Source organism: Roseibium sp. MMSF_3544 (assembly GCF_030732845.1).
GTDB lineage: Bacteria > Pseudomonadota > Alphaproteobacteria > Rhizobiales > Stappiaceae > Roseibium.
In genome coordinates this window covers 130,863-149,237 of sequence record NZ_JASHKA010000009.1, presented here as the reverse complement: position 1 = coordinate 149,237, position 18,375 = coordinate 130,863, and the positions used below count along the sequence as shown (strand labels likewise).

General features: G+C 57.0%; 19 protein-coding genes. 8 read left to right on the top strand and 11 right to left on the bottom strand.

Annotation, left to right across the window (positions count from 1 at the left end):
- Positions 1-39: 39 nt before the first annotated feature.
- From rho to hemE, 3 genes are all read right to left on the bottom strand, one after another.
- Positions 40-1,305: a transcription termination factor Rho gene (gene rho / locus RBB47_RS14915; protein ID WP_152499163.1), complete on the bottom strand. Its 1,266-nt coding sequence runs from the start codon at positions 1,303-1,305 to the stop codon at positions 40-42.
- A 297-nt stretch (positions 1,306-1,602) separates the two neighbouring features.
- Entirely contained in the window at positions 1,603-2,031 is a 429-nt protein-coding gene (gene hemJ / locus RBB47_RS14910; protein ID WP_305986616.1) for a protoporphyrinogen oxidase HemJ, read from the bottom strand.
- A gap of 8 nt (positions 2,032-2,039) precedes the next feature.
- Positions 2,040-3,068, bottom strand: a complete 1,029-nt coding sequence (hemE, locus tag RBB47_RS14905; RefSeq protein WP_305986615.1) for a uroporphyrinogen decarboxylase — start codon at positions 3,066-3,068, stop codon at positions 2,040-2,042.
- 425 nt (positions 3,069-3,493) lie between these two features.
- Here hemE and RBB47_RS14900 point away from each other — a divergent pair, with 425 nt between their 5' ends.
- From RBB47_RS14900 to dnaQ, 5 genes are all read left to right on the top strand, one after another.
- Positions 3,494-4,342 (top strand): pyruvate, water dikinase regulatory protein, encoded by an 849-nt coding sequence (locus RBB47_RS14900; RefSeq protein WP_305986614.1) that lies wholly within the window; start codon positions 3,494-3,496, stop codon positions 4,340-4,342.
- Between the two features lie 29 nt (positions 4,343-4,371).
- Entirely contained in the window at positions 4,372-4,965 is a 594-nt protein-coding gene (locus RBB47_RS14895; RefSeq protein WP_305986613.1) for a Maf-like protein, read from the top strand.
- Complete coding sequence (locus tag RBB47_RS14890; protein ID WP_305986612.1) at positions 4,962-5,810, top strand: shikimate dehydrogenase; 849 nt, start codon at positions 4,962-4,964, stop codon at positions 5,808-5,810. Before RBB47_RS14895 ends, RBB47_RS14890 begins: the two co-directional genes overlap by 4 nt.
- The gene (gene coaE / locus RBB47_RS14885; RefSeq protein WP_305986611.1) at positions 5,807-6,394 is read left to right on the top strand and encodes a dephospho-CoA kinase; all 588 of its coding nucleotides are present in this window, start codon (positions 5,807-5,809) and stop codon (positions 6,392-6,394) included. The genes RBB47_RS14890 and coaE overlap by 4 nt, the downstream gene beginning before the upstream one ends.
- Positions 6,395-6,483: 89 nt before the next feature.
- On the top strand, positions 6,484-7,197 hold the full coding sequence (gene dnaQ, locus RBB47_RS14880; protein WP_305986610.1) for a DNA polymerase III subunit epsilon: 714 nt from the start codon (positions 6,484-6,486) through the stop codon (positions 7,195-7,197).
- 86 nt (positions 7,198-7,283) lie between these two features.
- On the opposite strand, the gene RBB47_RS14875 is transcribed toward dnaQ, so the two are convergent.
- Both RBB47_RS14875 and RBB47_RS14870 read right to left on the bottom strand, forming a co-directional pair.
- Complete coding sequence (locus RBB47_RS14875) at positions 7,284-8,171, bottom strand: aminoglycoside phosphotransferase family protein (RefSeq protein ID WP_305986609.1); 888 nt, start codon at positions 8,169-8,171, stop codon at positions 7,284-7,286.
- 9 nt (positions 8,172-8,180) lie between these two features.
- On the bottom strand, positions 8,181-9,167 hold the full coding sequence (locus RBB47_RS14870) for a D-glycerate dehydrogenase (RefSeq protein WP_305986608.1): 987 nt from the start codon (positions 9,165-9,167) through the stop codon (positions 8,181-8,183).
- A gap of 246 nt (positions 9,168-9,413) precedes the next feature.
- Between RBB47_RS14870 and RBB47_RS14865 the strand changes: the two genes are divergently transcribed.
- Positions 9,414-9,953, top strand: a complete 540-nt coding sequence (locus tag RBB47_RS14865; protein WP_305986607.1) for an SH3 domain-containing protein — start codon at positions 9,414-9,416, stop codon at positions 9,951-9,953.
- Between the two features lie 124 nt (positions 9,954-10,077).
- Here RBB47_RS14865 and fabI read toward each other — a convergent pair whose 3' ends face one another.
- From fabI to fabA, 3 genes are all read right to left on the bottom strand, one after another.
- Positions 10,078-10,890, bottom strand: a complete 813-nt coding sequence (gene fabI, locus RBB47_RS14860; protein ID WP_305986606.1) for an enoyl-ACP reductase FabI — start codon at positions 10,888-10,890, stop codon at positions 10,078-10,080.
- Positions 10,891-10,900: 10 nt separating this feature from the next.
- Entirely contained in the window at positions 10,901-12,124 is a 1,224-nt protein-coding gene (fabB, locus tag RBB47_RS14855) for a beta-ketoacyl-ACP synthase I (RefSeq protein ID WP_305986605.1), read from the bottom strand.
- A 131-nt stretch (positions 12,125-12,255) separates the two neighbouring features.
- Positions 12,256-12,762 (bottom strand): 3-hydroxyacyl-[acyl-carrier-protein] dehydratase FabA, encoded by a 507-nt coding sequence (fabA, locus tag RBB47_RS14850; protein WP_305986604.1) that lies wholly within the window; start codon positions 12,760-12,762, stop codon positions 12,256-12,258.
- Between the two features lie 339 nt (positions 12,763-13,101).
- On the opposite strand from fabA, the gene irrA reads away from it, so the two are divergent.
- Complete coding sequence (irrA, locus tag RBB47_RS14845) at positions 13,102-13,536, top strand: iron response transcriptional regulator IrrA (RefSeq protein WP_305986603.1); 435 nt, start codon at positions 13,102-13,104, stop codon at positions 13,534-13,536.
- Positions 13,537-13,554: 18 nt separating this feature from the next.
- On the opposite strand, the gene RBB47_RS14840 is transcribed toward irrA, so the two are convergent.
- Together RBB47_RS14840 and nth are read right to left on the bottom strand one after the other, a co-directional pair.
- A complete protein-coding gene (locus RBB47_RS14840) occupies positions 13,555-14,088 on the bottom strand; it encodes a GNAT family N-acetyltransferase (protein WP_305986602.1) in 534 nt (177 codons plus the stop codon).
- On the bottom strand, positions 14,085-14,900 hold the full coding sequence (gene nth, locus RBB47_RS14835; protein WP_305986601.1) for an endonuclease III: 816 nt from the start codon (positions 14,898-14,900) through the stop codon (positions 14,085-14,087). Before nth ends, RBB47_RS14840 begins: the two co-directional genes overlap by 4 nt.
- Positions 14,901-14,922: 22 nt before the next feature.
- On the opposite strand from nth, the gene RBB47_RS14830 reads away from it, so the two are divergent.
- Positions 14,923-15,444 carry a DUF2244 domain-containing protein gene (locus RBB47_RS14830; RefSeq protein WP_305986600.1) on the top strand — a complete coding sequence of 174 codons (522 nt, stop codon included), beginning with the start codon at positions 14,923-14,925 and terminating at the stop codon, positions 15,442-15,444.
- A gap of 168 nt (positions 15,445-15,612) precedes the next feature.
- On the opposite strand, the gene mutS is transcribed toward RBB47_RS14830, so the two are convergent.
- Complete coding sequence (gene mutS, locus RBB47_RS14825) at positions 15,613-18,327, bottom strand: DNA mismatch repair protein MutS (RefSeq protein WP_305986599.1); 2,715 nt, start codon at positions 18,325-18,327, stop codon at positions 15,613-15,615.
- Positions 18,328-18,375 lie beyond the last annotated feature (48 nt).

Here is an 18,375-nt window from a genome sequence, read left to right as displayed (position 1 = left end):
GGTTCGCGCCTTTCTCGGTAACACTCGATCCGTACGGGATCAGGTATTCATACTGTCGAAGAACTCATCGTTCGACTTGGTCTGTTTCAGCTTGTCGAGAAGGAACTCGATGGCATCGACCGTTCCCATCGGGTTAAGGATCCGGCGGAGCACAAAGGTCTTCTTGAGACGTTCATGCGGCACAAGCAGTTCTTCCTTACGCGTTCCCGACCGCTGGATATCGATGGACGGGTAAACACGCTTGTCGGAGATCTTCCGGTCGAGAATGATCTCGGAGTTACCGGTTCCCTTGAATTCCTCGAAGATAACTTCGTCCATGCGGCTGCCGGTGTCGATCAGGGCGGTCGCAATAATCGTCAGTGACCCGCCCTCTTCGATGTTTCTGGCGGCACCAAAGAAACGTTTCGGGCGCTGCAGGGCGTTCGCGTCGACACCCCCGGTCAACACCTTGCCGGAAGACGGCACAACGGTGTTATAGGCCCGGCCCAGACGTGTGATGGAGTCCAGAAGGATCACGACGTCACGGCCGTGTTCTGTGAGCCGCTTTGCCTTTTCGATCACCATTTCAGCAACCTGAACGTGACGGGACGCCGGTTCGTCGAAGGTCGACGAAACAACTTCACCATTCACCGTGCGCTGCATGTCGGTGACTTCCTCCGGTCGCTCGTCAATCAGAAGAACGATCAGATAGCATTCCGGATGGTTGTTGGTGATGGACTTGGCAATGTTCTGAAGAAAAACGGTTTTACCCGTGCGCGGCGGCGCTGTGATCAGCGCGCGCTGGCCTTTACCAAGCGGTGCCACCAGATCGATCACCCGCGACGACAGATCCTTGATGGTCGGATCTTCGATTTCCATCCGGAAGCGTTCGTCCGGGTAAAGCGGTGTCAGGTTGTCAAAATGAACCTTGTGCCGGGCTTTTTCAGGGTCTTCGAAGTTGATCGTGTTGACCTTGAGAAGGGCAAAATAGCGCTCGCCTTCTTTCGGACTGCGGATCTGACCTTCGACGGTGTCGCCGGTCCTTAACGAGAAGCGGCGAATCTGAGACGGCGAGACGTAGATATCGTCCGGTCCTGGCAGATAGTTGGCGTCCGGTGATCTCAGGAAGCCGAAGCCGTCCTGCAACACTTCGACGACGCCTTCGCCGATAATTTCCACATCCTGTGCGGCCAGGTTTTTCAGGATGGCGAACATCAGCTCCTGCTTGCGCATGGTGCTGGCGTTTTCGACTTCGAGCTCTTCGGCAAATTGGAGCAGCTCTGTCGGTGTTTTTTCTTTTAGATCTTTGAGTTTCATTTCCCGCATCGAGTAGGGGTAAGAAGTTATTGATGTTTGGCTTGGAAGGTTGTTCTGGGCCGGATGAGATGGGTCGGCCAGAATGTATCCGAGAGACTTATAGACGTGTCCAGATTGTTCGGCGAAACGTAGCGACTAGGTACGAACACTGCGCCGATCGGAAGTGGCGCGAAGATACGTTGTTTTGCACTGAATCGCAAGACCGGAATTCTGCCGGTTTTTTAAGCTTGCCCATGTCTTTGAGACAAAGAGCCAATGGCAAATCCGGCCCTGCAATTGCCGCCAATTTGATCACGCCAAGACCGGTCAGAACGGTTTGACAATCACCAGGATGACAATGACGATCATCAGCACGGTCGGCACTTCGTTGAGGATCCTGTAAAAGCGTGCCGGCTTCGTATTCTGGTCCGACGCGAAAGTCTTCACGCATTTGCTCAAGTAACCATGAGCGCCAGACAAGACAAGAACCAGCATAAGTTTCGCGTGGAACCAGCCGTCCTGCCAGGCCGATATTTCATAGGCGGCCCAAAGCCCGAAGACCCAGGAGGCAATCATGGCAGGTGTCATGATCGCCTTTAGAAGACGCCGCTCCATCACCTTGAAGGTTTCCGACTGGACCGATCCGACCTCGGCGTCGACGTGATAGACGAAAAGGCGCGGCAGATAGAGCATCGCCGCCATCCAGGCAATAATCGAGATGACGTGGAGGGATTTAACCCACAAAAACAGATCCATTTGCCGGCTTAACCTCTCCGAACCTGTTCAACCATACGTGCCACATTGTCCGGATCCGCATCCGGCGTCACGCCATGCCCGAGATTGAAAATCAGCGGACCCTTGTCGAACGTCTTCAGAATGTGGGCAACACCGTCTTCAAGCGCCTTTCCGCCGGCGACGAGGCGCATGGGGTCCAGGTTGCCCTGAATGGGAACCGTTTTCTGAATCTCAAGCGCGAGGTGATCAGGCGCTGTCCAATCAAAACCGACCGCGTCCACGCCGGTGCCTTCGATATAAGCTGACATTCTCGCAGACGATGCCTTGGGGAACCCGATGATCCGTGCACCAGGCCTTTCGGCCCTGACCCCGTCAACGATCCTTCGAGTCGGTTCAATGGACCAGCGACGGAAGCCCGCATCGTCGAGGACGCCGGCCCAGGTATCGAAAATCTGTACGGCGTCCGCCCCCGCATCGAGCTGCCGGATCAGATACTGAATGGACGCAGTCACCAATTGATCGATGAAGCGCTGCATCATGTCCGGGTCCCTGTAGGCCCCAACCCGTGCTGCCACCTGATCCTGCGTTGTATGTCCGGCAACGGAATAGCAAGCAACCGTCCAGGGAGCCCCGCAGAAGCCCAGGAGGGTCGTTTCCGCAGGCAGCTCCGCCCGAAGACGCGAAACCGTCTCTATGACCGGTTTAAGATGATCCTCAGCACGTTCCTGTTCAAGACCGTCAAGAAGTTTGCCCGAGAGCGGTTCAAGAACAGGACCACGCCCTTCCTCAAAACGAACCGGATACCCAATAGCGTCAGGGACGACGAAGATGTCGGAAAACAGAATGCTTGCATCAAAACCATACCGGCGGATCGGTTGAAGTGTGACTTCAGTTGCAAGATCCGGGGTATAGCAGAAATCAAGGAAGTTTTTGGCCTTGGCTCGGACTTCACGATATTCGGGAAGGTAACGTCCTGCCTGACGCATCATCCAGATGGGAGGTGGCCAGATCTTCTCTCCCGAGAGAACCCGCATGACGGCTCTGTCTTGAGATTTCATATGCTCGTGCCTTTCCCACATTTCCAACCAAACAAGATTCTTATTTGAATCTGTTTTTTCTTATTGAGCGTGGATTACAGGGATCATTTTCTATCCACAATGCGTTTACGCAAATGTCCAGCCGGGAAAAATCCGGCACTCACATCTGCTGAAACACTCCCCAGGAGTCGATAACGGAATTTACGAATTAATTCCAGATACTTGATGGGCTGTTTACCTTTCGTTAAGAAATTGCGTTCACGTGGAAAATCTGTCGATATGTCACAGTTCAAATGTGAATCCACAACAACGCACATCTGTTTCGGAATCGTTTTCCGCGCGTCAATGCATTGTTAACAATTCATGCTGAGCGGGCATAAACTTCGTGCTACGCACGCAAGCTGGAAGACAACTCCCAATTCGTCAACAAGCCTGGGGATGACACCGTGAACAAGTCGAGACACTATTTTCATCTGCACCTTGTGTCCGACTCTACCGGTGAAACCCTGATGACGGTCGCGCGGGCCGCGACGGTTCAGTATGACAACGTACAGGAAATCGAGCATGTCTATCCGCTGGTTCGATCCGCAAAGCAGCTCGACCGGGTGATCTCCGAAATCGAGAACGCGCCAGGGATCGTGCTCTACACGTTGGTGGACGACGAAATCGCCAAACGGCTGGAGCAGAAGTGCAAGGATCTCGGAGTGCCCTTCGTCAACATCCTGGATCCTGTCTTTGCAGTCTTTCAGTCGTATCTGAATGTGACCCAGACGCACCGTGTCGGCGGACAGCACGAGCTCGATGCTGAGTATTTCCGACGGATGGAGGCGCTCAACTACACCATGATGCACGACGATGGCCAGATCTGGGATGACCTGGAATCAGCCGATATCGTTTTGATCGGGATATCAAGAACGTCCAAGACGCCGACCTGTATTTACCTGGCCAACCGAGGCATCAAGGCCGCGAACGTCCCATTGGTTCCCGGTATTGCCCTTCCCGATCACGTCAAGGACCTGAAAGGCCCGATGATCGTCGGTCTGATCGCATCCGTGGAACGCATTCATCAGATTCGCCGCAACCGCGTGCTCTCATTGAATTCCGAAGGCTACAACGACACTTATGTCGACCGGAAGGAGATCTCTCAGGAGATCAACATGACGCGGCGGCTGTGCACCGAGAATGGTTGGCCGCTGATCGATGTGTCCCGACGGTCAGTTGAGGAAACAGCAGCTGAAATCCTGACACTCTTCCGTGATTTTCGGGCAGATGCCGAAGGTGCGATGGAAAGCTGATTGATTTCAATGGTTTATAAGAGGATAAAATGACACTCGTACTGGCGAGCGGAAGCAAGATCCGTGCTGAACTAATGAAAAACGCAGGTCTCGCCTTCGAGATCGAACCGGCAGACGTTGATGAGCGCGCCGTTGAGGCGCCTTTGTTGGAGGCCAATTTTCCGCCTGAGGATCTTGCGAGTGTTCTGGCCGAAGCGAAGGCGAACGATGTCAGTAGCCACCGCGGCCGTGATCTTGTTGTCGGCGCGGACCAGATCCTCGCTTTTGAAGGCGAGCGCCGGACCAAACCGGAAGATATGGAGGCGGCCCGCCGGCAATTGCTGGCTTTTTCGGGCAAGACCCACGAGCTTCACTCCGCGGTCGTCATTTCACAGAATGGCGAAGCCATATGGCGCCATGTCTCTGTGGCGCGCCTAACCATGCGCGACCTGTCGCCGGAGTTCATCGGACACTATCTCGCCGATGCCGGGAACACGGTGCTGTCAAGCGTCGGCGCCTATCAGCTCGAGGGCCTTGGGGTGCAGCTTTTCGACAAAATAGACGGCGACTACTTCACAATCCTTGGTCTGCCAATGCTCCCGCTTCTGGCGAAGCTTCGGGCCCTCAAGGTCATCGAAACATGAGTGAAAACCTGAAAAGAGCTGCAGTAACCGGCCATCCCGTCGCGCATTCCAGATCTCCCCTCATCCATGGCTATTGGCTGAAGAAGCACGGAATTCGGGGAGAATATGGTCGGGTCGATGTCGCTCCGGAAGAAGCCGCCGGTTTTTACCGCGACTTAGCCGCGACCGGGCTTGTCGGCGTGAACGTCACGGTTCCGCATAAGGAAACTGCGGCAGATGCCTGCGATCAGCTTGACGACGCGGCCAAAAAGATGGGCGCTGCAAACACGCTCTGGCTGGACGACGACGGACGCTTGTGCGGCGCCAACACCGACGGACTGGGTTTTCTCGGCAATCTCGACCAGCTCGCGCCCGGTTGGGACAAGCAAGCCGGAACGGCCCTCGTTCTCGGAGCAGGCGGTGCCGCCCGTGCAATCGTCTGGGCGCTGCTTTCAAGACAATTCACAAAAGTGCATATCGTCAACCGAACGATAGAAAAAGCCCGGAAAATCAGCGATGAATTTGGCTCCAAAACGAATGCCCAAGGTTGGGATAAGTTGGGGATGTTGCTTGGAGAAACCGATCTGCTGGTCAATACAACGTCGCTCGGCATGACGGGTAAGCCACCACTGGATATTGATCTTGACGGTCTGCCCAAACATGCGTTGGTGAACGACATTGTCTATGCGCCCATGGAAACTGAGTTGCTGAAGCAGGCTGCCGCAATGGGCAACCCGACTGTCGATGGAATTGGAATGCTGCTTCACCAGGCCGTTCCGGGATTTGAACGATGGTTCGGCGTTCGTCCCGAGGTAACCGAAGAATTGAGAACCCTTGTGCTGAAAGACCTTGGAGTGATTTCGTGATCAGGATCGGTCTCACCGGGTCCATCGGAATGGGCAAATCGACGACGGCGGACATGTTCGCTTCGCGGGGCGTGCCCGTTCACGATGCCGATGCCACGGTGCACAGGCTTTATGAAGGACACGCGGCGCCTTTAATCAACGAGGCGTTTCCAGGAACTGTGGTCGACGGCAAAGTCGACAGGTCCTTGCTGTCGAAGCAGGTGCTTGGCCAGCCTGATGCAATGAAGCGCCTGGAAGAGATCGTGCATCCTCTTGTTCACGAGGAAGAGCGGACATTTCTCGATATGGCCAGACTGGACGGCCATTCTGTCGTCTTGCTCGACATTCCCCTTCTCTTCGAGACAGGCGCCGAGGACCGCGTCGACGTGATTGTGGTCGTTACTGCTGATGCCGATACGCAGAGGGAGCGGGTTCTTGCCCGGCCTGGCATGAACGAAGAGCGGTTCCAATCGATCCTCGAAAAACAGGTTCCGGATGCTGAGAAACGCGAAAAGGCAGATTTCCTGATCGACACGGGTCTCGGATTGGACGCGGCGGAGCGAAGGGTCGACGAGATTTTGGAAGAACTGGCTTCAAAGCCATAGAAAGTCTTTGAACACCGGGGAAAACAGCACACCGGGCTTGCCTCGACACGTCATCGCTGCACAGTGGAATGAGGCAAAAGGCGGAATAGATGCGCGAAATTTCCTTCGATACGGAAACAACGGGGCTCAATCCACGCGGCGGTGACCGGCTGGTGGAAATTGGCGGTGTGGAACTTCTCAATCACATCCCCACGGGCAATTCCTACCATGTCTACATTAATCCGGAACGCGACATGCCGGAGGAAGCCTTCCGCGTCCACGGACTTTCCGAAGAATTTCTGTCCGATAAGCCTCTGTTCGCAGCGGTCGCCGACGAATTCCTGGAGTTTGTCGGCGATGCCACGCTGGTCATTCACAACGCAGCCTTCGATATGGGTTTCATCAATACCGAGTTGGAACGCGCAGGCCGTAGGAAGATCCCCAACACCCAGGTCCTCGACACGTTGGAAATTGCGCGACGCAAGCACCCCACCGGCCCCAATTCACTCGACGCGCTCTGCTCGCGCTACGGCATCGACAATTCCAAGCGGGTCAAACACGGCGCGTTGCTCGATGCTGAAATCCTGGCGGAAGTTTACCTGGAGCTGATCGGCGGACGCCAAACCGCGCTCGGCTTGATGCCGGACGAAGACCAGTCGGCTGCTGAAGGGTCGTCCGTGGTCTCGGGCGAACTTGGCACTTTCAACGCAAAGCGTCGCCCGGCACCGCTTGCGTCCCGTCTGTCGGAAGACGAATACGCCGCACACAAAGAGTTCGTCAAAGGCATGGGCGACACTGCTCTTTGGGGGAAATACGGCGGCTAGGCAGCACCGGCACCAGACCCAGGCTTAAATTCCCTCCCACGAAGAGCGGGAAGGACAAAAAAATAGATCTTTCAGGCAGTTAGAAGCTAGTCACGCAATAACCAGCGCACCGTTTCGAAATGCCGTTCGGCATGGGAACTCTCGAATGCCCAGGCCATTGTCTGTCCGATGGTCCAGAATCGGGCGCGGTCCCGGTCAAGACCAAGCTCTTCGGACAGGCGGTCGAGACGGAAAAGCGCTTCCTTTTTTGAATGACCAAACTCGAAGCTCCGCACGATCGGAGCAAGTGAAAAGGCCGGATCTCCGACGAGCGGCTTCGGATCGATTGCGAGCCATGGTTCCCGCGACGCAGACAGGACGTTGTGACCGTGAAGATCCTGATGGAGCAAGACCTTTGGTGTCGTCTCCTTCGGGAGTTCGGAAAACGCCCACGTAGCTGCATCCACCAGGCGCTTTTCGCAAGGATTGCCTGATGTCTGCCAATCCTGTTCCAGATCTCTCAGCCAAATCGCGGCTTCGTCCGTCAGACTTTGAAACGGCTTACCCGCAGGAATGAGAAGTTGACGGAGCAGGTTTGCCAACGTGCCGATCCGGTCCGCGTCTGGGTCGTCGGCAAGAAAATGCCCGGGATGGCATCGTTCCAGAAGCAGCGCGTTGTACTCTGGCGCATGATCAAGAAGACGGACCGCGCCGCGGCCGGACCACAGCCTCAATGCGTCGGCCTCGAACCGGCATTCGCGATCGGGGAATTGCAGTTTCAGGACGGCATCTTCACCGTTCCGAATGACAGGCGCGACATAAGAAACATTCCCGCCGGCAAAGGGATCGCCGGGTCGTTCCAGTTCAAACTTTTGGCAAGCAGCATCCAGAAGATCCGGCAAGGTCTCCAGCCAGAGACGACCGTCCTCTCTGCCATTAAGCCAATGAAGCGCTTCGGGAATCTTGAACGCTGCGTCTGACCGCCGGACGGACAACAGACCCGCTCAGAGCATCGACGGCAGCACCCTGTCCGGTGGACGGTGTCCGTCCATGAAGGTCTTGATGTTGATGATGACCTTCTCGCCCATTTCGATACGGCCTTCGATCGTTGCCGACCCCATATGCGGCAGCAGAACCACGTTCTCGAGCTTCACGAGTTTCGGATTGACCGCCGGTTCGTGTTCGAAAACGTCGAGGCCGGCGCCGGCAAGATCGCCGGCTTCCAGCATACGGATGAGCGCATTTTCGTCGATCACCTCACCGCGCGCGGTGTTGACCACGTAGGCGTCCTGCTTCAGCAGCTTCAAACGGCGTGCCGACAGAAGGTGGAAGGTTGCCGGTGTGTGCGGACAATGCACCGAAACGACGTCCATGCGGGCCAGCATCTGGTCGAGGCTTTCCCAATAGGTCGCTTCCAGCTCTTCCTCGATCTCTTCGGGCACCCGGCGGCGATTGTGATAGTGGATCGACATGCCGAAGGCTTTTGCCCGGCGGGCGACCGCCTGACCGATTCGGCCCATGCCAATAATGCCAAGCCGTTTGCCCCAGATCCGGTGTCCCAGCATCCATGTGGGCGACCACCCTGCCCAGTCCCCAGCTTCGAGGGCACTGATGCCTGTGGCAAGTCGACGCGGAACCGACAACATGAGCGCCATGGTCATGTCTGCAGTGTCTTCTGTCAGAACGCCGGGCGTGTTGGTGACGTTGATGCCGCGGTTGTTGGCGGTGACCACATCAATGTTGTCGACACCATTTCCGAAATTCGCGATCAGTCTCAGATTTTCGCCGGCTTGCGAAAGGACCGACGAATCGATCCTGTCCGTCACTGTCGGAACCAGAACATCGGCCGTTCTGACAGCTTCCACCAGCTCCGCCTGGCTAAAAGGCCTGTCATTTTCATTGAGACGCGTTTCAAAAAGCTCACGCATCCGGGTTTCGACCACGTCCGGAAGCTTCCGGGTGACAACAACGACAGGCTTCTTTTTCGCCATACCTACTGCCTTTCGCGCTTCGTTGAAGGTTTGTTAACCCCAACGGATTCACCTTGATGCTGCGCGTTGCGCGAGCGCATGAGACCTCACCCTTTCCTTACCAGATGGTTCGGCAGAAACAAGAGATCGGTTTCAATCGCGGCGCATTGCCCACGAGCCAAATCCGGCAAGGTGGTTTTTACGCAGTTTTTTCGTTACAGGTTTGACGCAGCTCAACGATCAAAAACAATTGGACAACTGGCCAATATGACCCGTTCCACAAAAGGCACCCGCCTTCTTCTGTGTGTAGTGACCATCCTTTGCGCAATCGGCTGGAACAGCCTGCCAGTGGCAGCCCAGGGCACAACGACGGGTGCTTCCGGGCTTCCCGTTCCGCGTTTTGTGAGTCTCAAGTCGGATCGGGTCAATGTGAGGGTGGGTCCCTCGCGCGAACACGCCATCGCCTGGACATTCGTCCAGTCCGGACTGCCCGTCGAAATCATCCAGGAATTCGACAACTGGCGGCGGATCCGCGATTGGGAAGGCAAGGTCGGCTGGGTGTTTCATTCCCTGCTCTCGGGCAGGCGGACAGCACTGGTCACCCCCTGGGAGCGAAATGACAGAACTCCGTTGCGGGCGCGGTCCCGGTCTGACGCAGATATCGTTGCCGAGTTGGAACCCTTCGTCCTGACATCAGTCACCGAATGCGCCGGCGGTTGGTGCCGTGTTAATGGCGACAAATACAATGGCTGGCTCGACCAGACTCGCCTCTTCGGTGTTTACCCCGACGAAATCCTGGATGATTGATCCACTTTCGACGCATCTGGTCCGAGGGCTGCCCCGACCCTCATTTTGAAGATGCGGGATACAATAAAACGAAAAAAGGCGGCCCATCAGACCGCCTTTCTCCTAACTCGATCACTGCGCCGCGTCAGTCGACTTTCGTTTCCTGAACCTTCAGTTCCTCAAGTCGTGGCATGGACATGATGTTGTATCCGCTGTCGACGAAATGGACTTCCCCGGTCACGCCGCCGGAGAGATCCGAGAGCAGGTAGAGCCCGGTGCCGCCGATCTCATCGAGCGAAACCGTGCGGCACATTGGTGAATTGCGCTTCTGGAAATTGAACATCAACCGTGCGTCGGAAACGCCGGACCCGGCCAGCGTGCGCACAGGCCCGGCCGAAATCGCATTGACCCGGATGTTTTGCTCACCGTAGTCGACTGCGAGATACCGCACGGACGATTCAAGGGCGGCCTTGGCCACACCCATGACGTTGTAGTTCGGCATGACCTTGGTCGATCCGCCATAGGTCAGCGTGATGATCGATCCGCCATTCGGCATGATGTCGGCCGCACGCTTGGCGATTTCCGTGAAGGAAAAGCAGGAAATCAGCATCGTGCGGGTAAAGTTTTCCCGGGTCGTGTCCGCGTATTTGCCGCGCAGCTCCGTCTTGTCGGAAAACGCGATGGCGTGGACGAGAAAATCGATACTGCCCCAGGCTTCCTTGAGCGTGTCAAAGACTGAATCCACCGACGCGATGTCCTCGACATCGCAAGGAAGCAGAATGTCGGAGCCAACAGACTCTGCCAGCGGCTTCGTCCGCTTGCCGAACGCTTCGCCCTGATAGGTGAACGCAAGCTCCGCACCATGATCGGCGAGAGTCTTGGCTATGCCCCACGCAATTGAGTGGTCGTTGGCAACGCCCATGATCAGGCCGCGTTTGCCCTTCATCAGATTAGACATTTAAGTCTCCTCAGCCGTGGTAGCGCGACAGCGCGAGGGAGGCATTGGTGCCGCCGAAGCCGAAGCTGTTGGAGAGCACGGTATCGAGCCCGGCGTTGTCGACACGTTCCGTGACGACTTCATCCTTGCTGAGGGCCGGATCGAGATCAGTGATGTTGGCGGATGCCGTCATGAAATCGTTTTGCAGCATCAAGAGACAGTAGATCGCTTCCTGCACACCGGTTGCCCCAAGGCTGTGGCCGGTCAGGGATTTGGTCGACGAGGCTGGCGGCTGATTGTCGCCAAAGACGCGGCGAATGGCTTCGATTTCGCCGACATCGCCGACCGGGGTCGAGGTTCCGTGGGTATTGATGTAGTCGACCTTGCGGTCTCCGAGCGTTTCGATCGCAAGGCGCATGCAGCGTTCGCCGCCCTCGCCGGACGGCGCCACCATGTCATATCCGTCGGAGTTGGCGGCGTAACCGGTGACCTCAGCGTATATCTTGGCACCGCGTGCCTTGGCGTGTTCCAGTTCTTCCAGAACGACAAGACCGCCGCCGCCGGCAATCACGAAGCCGTCGCGGGTGGAATCGTAGGCGCGGGACGCAGTTTCAGGCGAGTCATTGTATTTCGACGACATGGCACCCATCGCATCGAACAGACAGGACAGCGTCCAGTCGAGTTCCTCGCCACCGCCGGCAAACATCACATCCTGTTTGCCGAACTGGATCTGCTCGGTCGCTGCCCCGATACAGTGGGCCGATGTGGAACAGGCGGAAGTGATGGAGTAGTTGATGCCCTTGATCTTGAACGGCGTTGCCAGACAAGCTGAGTTCGTCGAACTCATGCCGCGCGTGACCATGAAAGGCCCCATGCGTTTCGGCGCTCCCTTTTCCAGAACGATCTGGTGCGCCTGGAAAAGGTTCTTGGTTGACGGACCGCCGGATCCGGTGATCAGACCGGTCCGAGTGTTTGAGATTTCGTTTTCCTCAAGGCCGCTGTCGGCAATCGCCTGCTGCATGGAGATGTAATTGTAGGCCGCTCCATCGCCCATGAACCGAAGCTGACGCTTGTCGATCAGGGATGGAATATCGACATCCGGCATGCCATGAACCTGGCTGCGAAAGCCGTGCTCGGCATAATCTGGCGCAAAGCTGATGCCCGACTTGCCTTCGCGCAGGCTCGCAAGCACTTCCTGTGCGTTAGATCCGATGGAGGAAACAATTCCAATACCGGTGACGACAACGCGTCTCATTGCGGTCTCCTAAGTTTTCCAGAGTGCGGATGGTCCGGCTTCGCCGGGACCTTAGGCCTCTTCATAATACGCAAACCGGCGCTTCTGATGAAAAAGAAACGCCGGCCGAATTCGACAGGTAAGTAAGGACCTCAGCTTTTCGCCAGGCCGACGCGCAAATCCGTTGCCTTGTAGATTTGCTCGCCATCGGCTTTCAGCCAGCCGTCGGCAATTCCCAGGACCAGCCGACCTTTCATGATCCGCTTGAAATCGACACCGTATTCCACGAGTTTCACGTCCGGCGTCACCATGCCCTTGAACTTGATTTCACCGGTGGACAGCGCCATGCCCTTGCCTTCCAGACCGAGCCAACCGAGAAAGAAGCCAGTCAGCTGCCAGAGCGCGTCGAGTCCCAGGCATCCCGGCATGACGGGGTTACCCTGAAAGTGGCATGGGAAGAACCACAGATCCGGCTTGATGTCGAACTCAGCGCGCGCATACCCCTTGTCGTATTCGCCACCAGTTTCGGACAATTCCGTAATCCGGTCGAACATCAGCATTGGCGGGAGCGGCAATTGGGCATTGCCGGGGCCAAACAGCTCGCCGCGGCCGCAGGCGAGTAGAGCTTCGTAGTCGTAGCTTGAGCGGCGCTCGGTCATTCAGGATCCGTTTTCTTGCTTCCTACCCATTATCCCATTGCGGAACGGGTTTGTTTTTTCGTTGTGTTTGCGGCGCCTTCCTAACACAGGGGAACCATGACCGAAAGATGTCACTTGAGCGAAATTTAAGGGTTTTTAAGGCTATCCGGCCAGATTTGAATGAAAGCGCGGGCCGATTGTTACTCTGCTATCAAGTTGCGCAATGCGGTAAAAACTTGCATTTTAGGCACAGGAAATGGCAGAACATGACGAACAACCGAAGGAACAGGTCTTTGGTTAGGTTAGGTCATTGAAAAAATGGCCATAACAAACAAAGACTTAACTGTGGAACGATCTGGAATGACGACAGACAGGGCGATGATATCGACCGGCAAAGACGTGACCGACATGCTGCGATCTGCAGGATTGCGGCCGACTCGCCAGCGCGTTTCTTTGGCTGAATTGCTCTATTCCAAGGGCGATCGCCACATTTCCGCAGAGGTGCTGCACGAAGAAGCTGTCGGCGCCGATGTTCCGGTGTCTCTTGCAACGGTCTACAACACCCTGCACCAGTTCACCGAGGCTGGCCTTTTGCGCGAAGTCGCAATTGAAGGCAACAAAACGTATTTCGACACCAACGTGTCTGATCACCACCATTTCTTCATTGAAGACGAGAACCGGGTGATCGACATTCCTGGCCAAGGCGTTGGCATCGGCGAAATTCCCGAAGCCCCGGAAGGCATGGAAATCGTCCGCGTGGATGTCGTGGTGCGCGTCCGCGAAAAACGGAACTGAAGGCCGGGTTCGGACCGGTCAGCTTCGATCTACATGAATGAGGAAGTAGTCGGACGTATCGTCGTATGCGGCTAGATACCGCTGTCCGGATGCCAAGAATCCAAGCTTCAACAAAAGAGCGGCTGATCTCACGTTTTCGGTGTGCGTAATCGCGCAAAGCGTATCCAGGTCCGTGTTGTCTTTGACATAGGCAAGCACGGCCTTTGCGGCTTCAAGCGCATAGCCCTTGCCGCGATGTTTTTCCAAAAAGGCGTATCCAAGGTCCGGATGGTCAAGATCATCGCGTACCACGAGACCGCACGCCCCAATCGGCTCGCTGGTGGGCTTCAGCTCGACCACCCAAAGACCAATCTTGTGTTTGGCAAAATGTGCAAGCGGACTGCTTTCAATGTAATTGATTGCGTCCGATTCAGACCGGATGCCGCGATCGGCGATGAACCGGTGATAGTCCGGCTCGTTCATCATGTCTCTGTAAAAGCCAGCGTCTGCGCGGGTCGGCAAACGGAAGGTCAGGCGCTCGCTGAAAGGAAGCGGCAGGTCAGCAAGATTCACGCACTGTTTTCCTTCTCGATCAGTGCCTTCGTGCGCGCTGCGATGTCCGGTACGGCGTCGAACTTTTCCTTCTCAGGGCTTTTGCAAAGATCGTAGATGACACAGCGTTTGCATTCCGGCTTGCGCGCCTTGCAGATGTAGCGTCCGTGCAAAATCAGCCAGTGGTGCGCGTGCAGGGAAAATTCTTCAGGAACGGCCTTTTCCATTGCCTTTTCGACATCAAGTGGCGTCTTGCCCGGTGCGATGCCGATCCGGTTTCCAAGACGGAACAGATGCGTGTCGACAGCAATTGTCGGATGGCCGAAGAAGATATTCAGGACCACGTTTGCCGTTTTGCGTCCGACCCCAGGGAGCTGCTCAAGTGCTTCTCGGTTTTCCGGCACCTCACCGCCATGGTCCCGGATGAGTTGTTCGGACAGCAATATCGTGTTTTTCGCCTTGTTCTTATAAAGGCCGATCGTCCTGATTTCCTCGCGCACCCGGTCCTCGCCGAGGGCGACCATTTTTTCAGGCGTATCGGCGATCTTGAACAGGTTCTTCGTTGCCCGGTTGACGCCAACATCGGTGGCTTGCGCAGACAGAACGACGGCAACCAGCAATGTGAAAGCATTGACATAGTCGAGTTCGCCTTCCGGCTCCGGATTGTCCGCGTGGAACCTCTGAAAAATGGCGTAGGTCTCGGCCTTGCTGTAACGCGACCTCTTCAACACCCTGCCGGGATTGTCGACGGAAGGGGCCGTTTTCCTGGTCTGCTTCGGTTTTGCGGATCCTTTTGAGGCCTTGCGGGCGGGGGGGCTCTTTGCTTGGGTCATGAACTCTCTATAATCAGACCTCATGAGTGAGAACAATCCGAAACCCGAGAATTGTGGGTCACCGGTGGAAATGGACAAGCCATTCTTTTCCGCTGTGCTGACGCCGTATCGGTCTTTGGGTCCGAACGGGTTCATGATCCTCATGCTCTGTTTCGGCTTTGTCAGCTTTGTCGCTGGCGCTGTTTTCTGGAGCATCGGGGCATGGCCGGTCTTCGGGTTTTTTGGGCTTGATATTGCCCTTCTTTGGTTTGCGTTCCGCATGAATTATCGGTCCGCGCGCACCTACGAGGAAGTGATCGTCTCCCGGAACGAGCTCATCATCCGCAAGGTTGGTCCAGGCAAACGGTATCAGGAATTCAAGTTCAACCCGTTCTGGGTCCGGTTGTCCGTCAACCGCATCGAAGACGAGGGCGTTGTCCGGATTTCACTGACGAGCCGCGGCGAGACGGTCGATTTAGGCAATTTCCTCAATCCCGACGACCGCACGAGTTTTGCCGGCGCCATGACGAATGCGCTCGCCGTCGCAAAGGCCGGTGGTGCCTGAGGCAACGGCTCTCTTTCGTAAAATCGCGGACGAACATGACCTCATCCTGAGGAGGGCCGTCAGGTCCGTCTCGAAGGATGGCCGCTTGTCGTGGCGTCTGTCGCCCATCCTTCGAGACAGCGCTATGCGCTTCCTCAGGATGAGGACGGTGGGTGGTGAAGGAGAAAATTACTCTTCTGATTTCAACGTCTTGAGCCTGTAGAGCGCTTCGAGGGCTTCGCGCGGGGTCATGTCGTCGGGATCGCATTCCGCGAGCGCTTCAAGCACCGGATTGACCTTGACCTGCACCGCCTGCGCGCTGGGCGGCGGCGGCGCGACACTGGCAAAGAGCGGCAATTCGTCGATCAGGCTTTCCGCAGGCGATCGCCGGTCTTGCTCTTCCAACTGGCCGAGAACCTGCTTCGAACGCTCGACGACTGTCGCCGGCAAGCCGGCAAGCTTGGCCACCTGGATGCCGTAGGACCGGTCCGCAGCACCGGGCACGATCTCATGCAGGAAAATGACCTCGCCATTCCATTCCTTTACCGAGACGGTGGCGTTGTAGAGCCGGTCGAGTTTGGCCGAGAGCGCCGTCAGCTCGTGGTAGTGGGTCGCAAACAGGGCGCGTGATTTGTTCACCTCATGCAGATGCTCGATCGTCGCCCAGGCAATCGACAATCCGTCGAAGGTCGCCGTGCCGCGTCCGATTTCATCGAGGATCACCAGCGAGCGATCGCCCGCTTGGTTGAGAATGGCAGCTGTTTCGACCATTTCGACCATGAACGTCGACCGGCCGCGGGCAAGGTCGTCAGCAGCGCCGACGCGTGAAAACAGCCGGTCGACCACGCCGATATGGGCTTCATCTGCCGGGACAAATCCGCCCATCTGTGCAAGCACGGCAATCAGCGCGTTCTGGCGCAGGAACGTTGATTTACCAGCCATGTTCGGTCCGGTGATCAGCCAGATATGACCGATTTCTTCCGAATTGACCGGACCGAGATCTGCGTCATTGGCGACAAAGCTGTCGCCGCCGGATATCCGCAATGCCTGTTCGACGACCGGATGACGGCCACCCTTGATCTCGAAAGCGCGGCTGTCGTCGACGACCGGCCTCGCATAGTTCTCGTCCTGCGCCAGTTTTGCCAGCGCTGCGGAAACGTCCAGGATGCTGAGACCCTGGGCAGCCGCCTTGATGGCCTCGCCGCTGTCGATGATCGCCTGGGCAAGCTGCTCGAAGATCTCAAGTTCAATAGCGAGCGCCCGTTCCCCGGCGCTGGCGATCTTCGATTCCAGATCCGCAAGTTCCGTCGTTGTGAACCGCATCGCGCCGGCCATGGTCTGCCGGTGAATGAAGCGTGCCGGATCGGCTGTCAGCTTCTCCGTCTGGGCGGTTGGCGCTTCGATGAACCAGCCGAGCACATTGTTGTGCTTGATCTTCAACGAGCGAAGGCCGAGCTCTTCGGAATACTCTGCCTGCAGTCTGGCGATGACTTTGCGGCTTTCGTCGCGCAAGGAGCGTAGCTCATCAAGGTCGGCGTTGTATCCGGTCGCGACAAACCCACCGTCCCGCTTCAGAAGCGGCGGCTCCTCCTTGATCGCCGAGACAAGCTCGGTGCCGAGCTCATGCGGGGCCTGTTCGAGACTGGTGCGGGCGGCGGCGATTTCAGCCGGAATGTCTCCAGCGTTCGTCTGTTCGAAACCAGCCCGCGCTGCGGCAAGCCCCTGCGCGATTGCCAGGATATCGCGCGGACCGCCCCGGTTAAGGGCAATGCGCGAGAGCGCCCGGGCCATATCCGGTGCACCTTTCAGTGTCTGGCGCAGGCCTTCGCGTCTGATTTCGTTGGTGAGAAAAAAGGCGACGGCATCGTGACGGTGATGAATTGCATCGACATTGACAAGCGGTCCGGCAAGACGGCTTGCCAGCAAGCGGGATCCGCCGCCTGTCACGGTCCGGTCAATCATTGCAAGCAGTGACCCCTGCTTTTCGCCGGAGAGCGTTCGTGAGAGTTCAAGATTGGCGCGTGTCGCCGGGTCGATCAGCATGCGTCCTGCACCGGCCTCGCGCACGGGCGGGTCGAGCGGTGGACGTTCGCCGAGCTGGGTTCGCTCGATATAGGATAAGATCCCGGCAGCGGCTGAAAGTTCCGCCCGGCTGAAGGTGCCGAACCCGTCGAGCGTCTTCACGCCGAAATAGTGCGCCAGGCGGTCGGTTGCGGTGGAGCTGTCGAAAAAGGCGCGCGGAACAGGTGACAGCGCGCTGCCCGATTGTTCGGCGATCAGGCGAAGCTCGCCTTCTTGCAACAGCGTGTCCGCCAGAATCAGTTCCTGCGGCGACACCTGCGCAAGATCGGCTGCAAGCCGTTGCTGATCGGTTTCCGACACTTGAAACGAGCCCGTGGACATGTCGATCCAGGCAAGACCGTAAACGGCATCGCCGGCGAGCGATCCACCCCTCAGCCTTGTCAGCGCCATCAGAAAGTTGTTGGCGCCTGCGTCCAGAAGGCGTTCTTCCGTCAGCGTTCCCGGTGTCACCAGCCGGACGACGTCCCGGCGGACGACGGATTTGGACCCGCGCTTTTTGGCTTCCGCCGGATCTTCGGTCTGTTCGCAGACGGAAACCCGGTGACCTTTGGCGATCAGTTTCTGAAGGTAGTCGTCGGCTGCGTGGACAGGTACGCCGCACATCGGGATATCGGCACCCTGGTGTTTGCCGCGCTTGGTGAGCGTGATACCGAGCGCCTGGGACGCAATTTCCGCATCGTCAAAGAACAGCTCGTAGAAATCACCCATCCGGTAAAACAGGAGGCTGTCCGGGCTGGCCGTCTTGATCTCGATATACTGGGCCATCATCGGCGTGACCTTCTGGTCGGCCGGGGCCGCTTTCTGCGCGCTCTGTCCACTCATGATAAATACGTAGCAAACCTCGCCCGCCATTCCACAAAAGGGTTATGG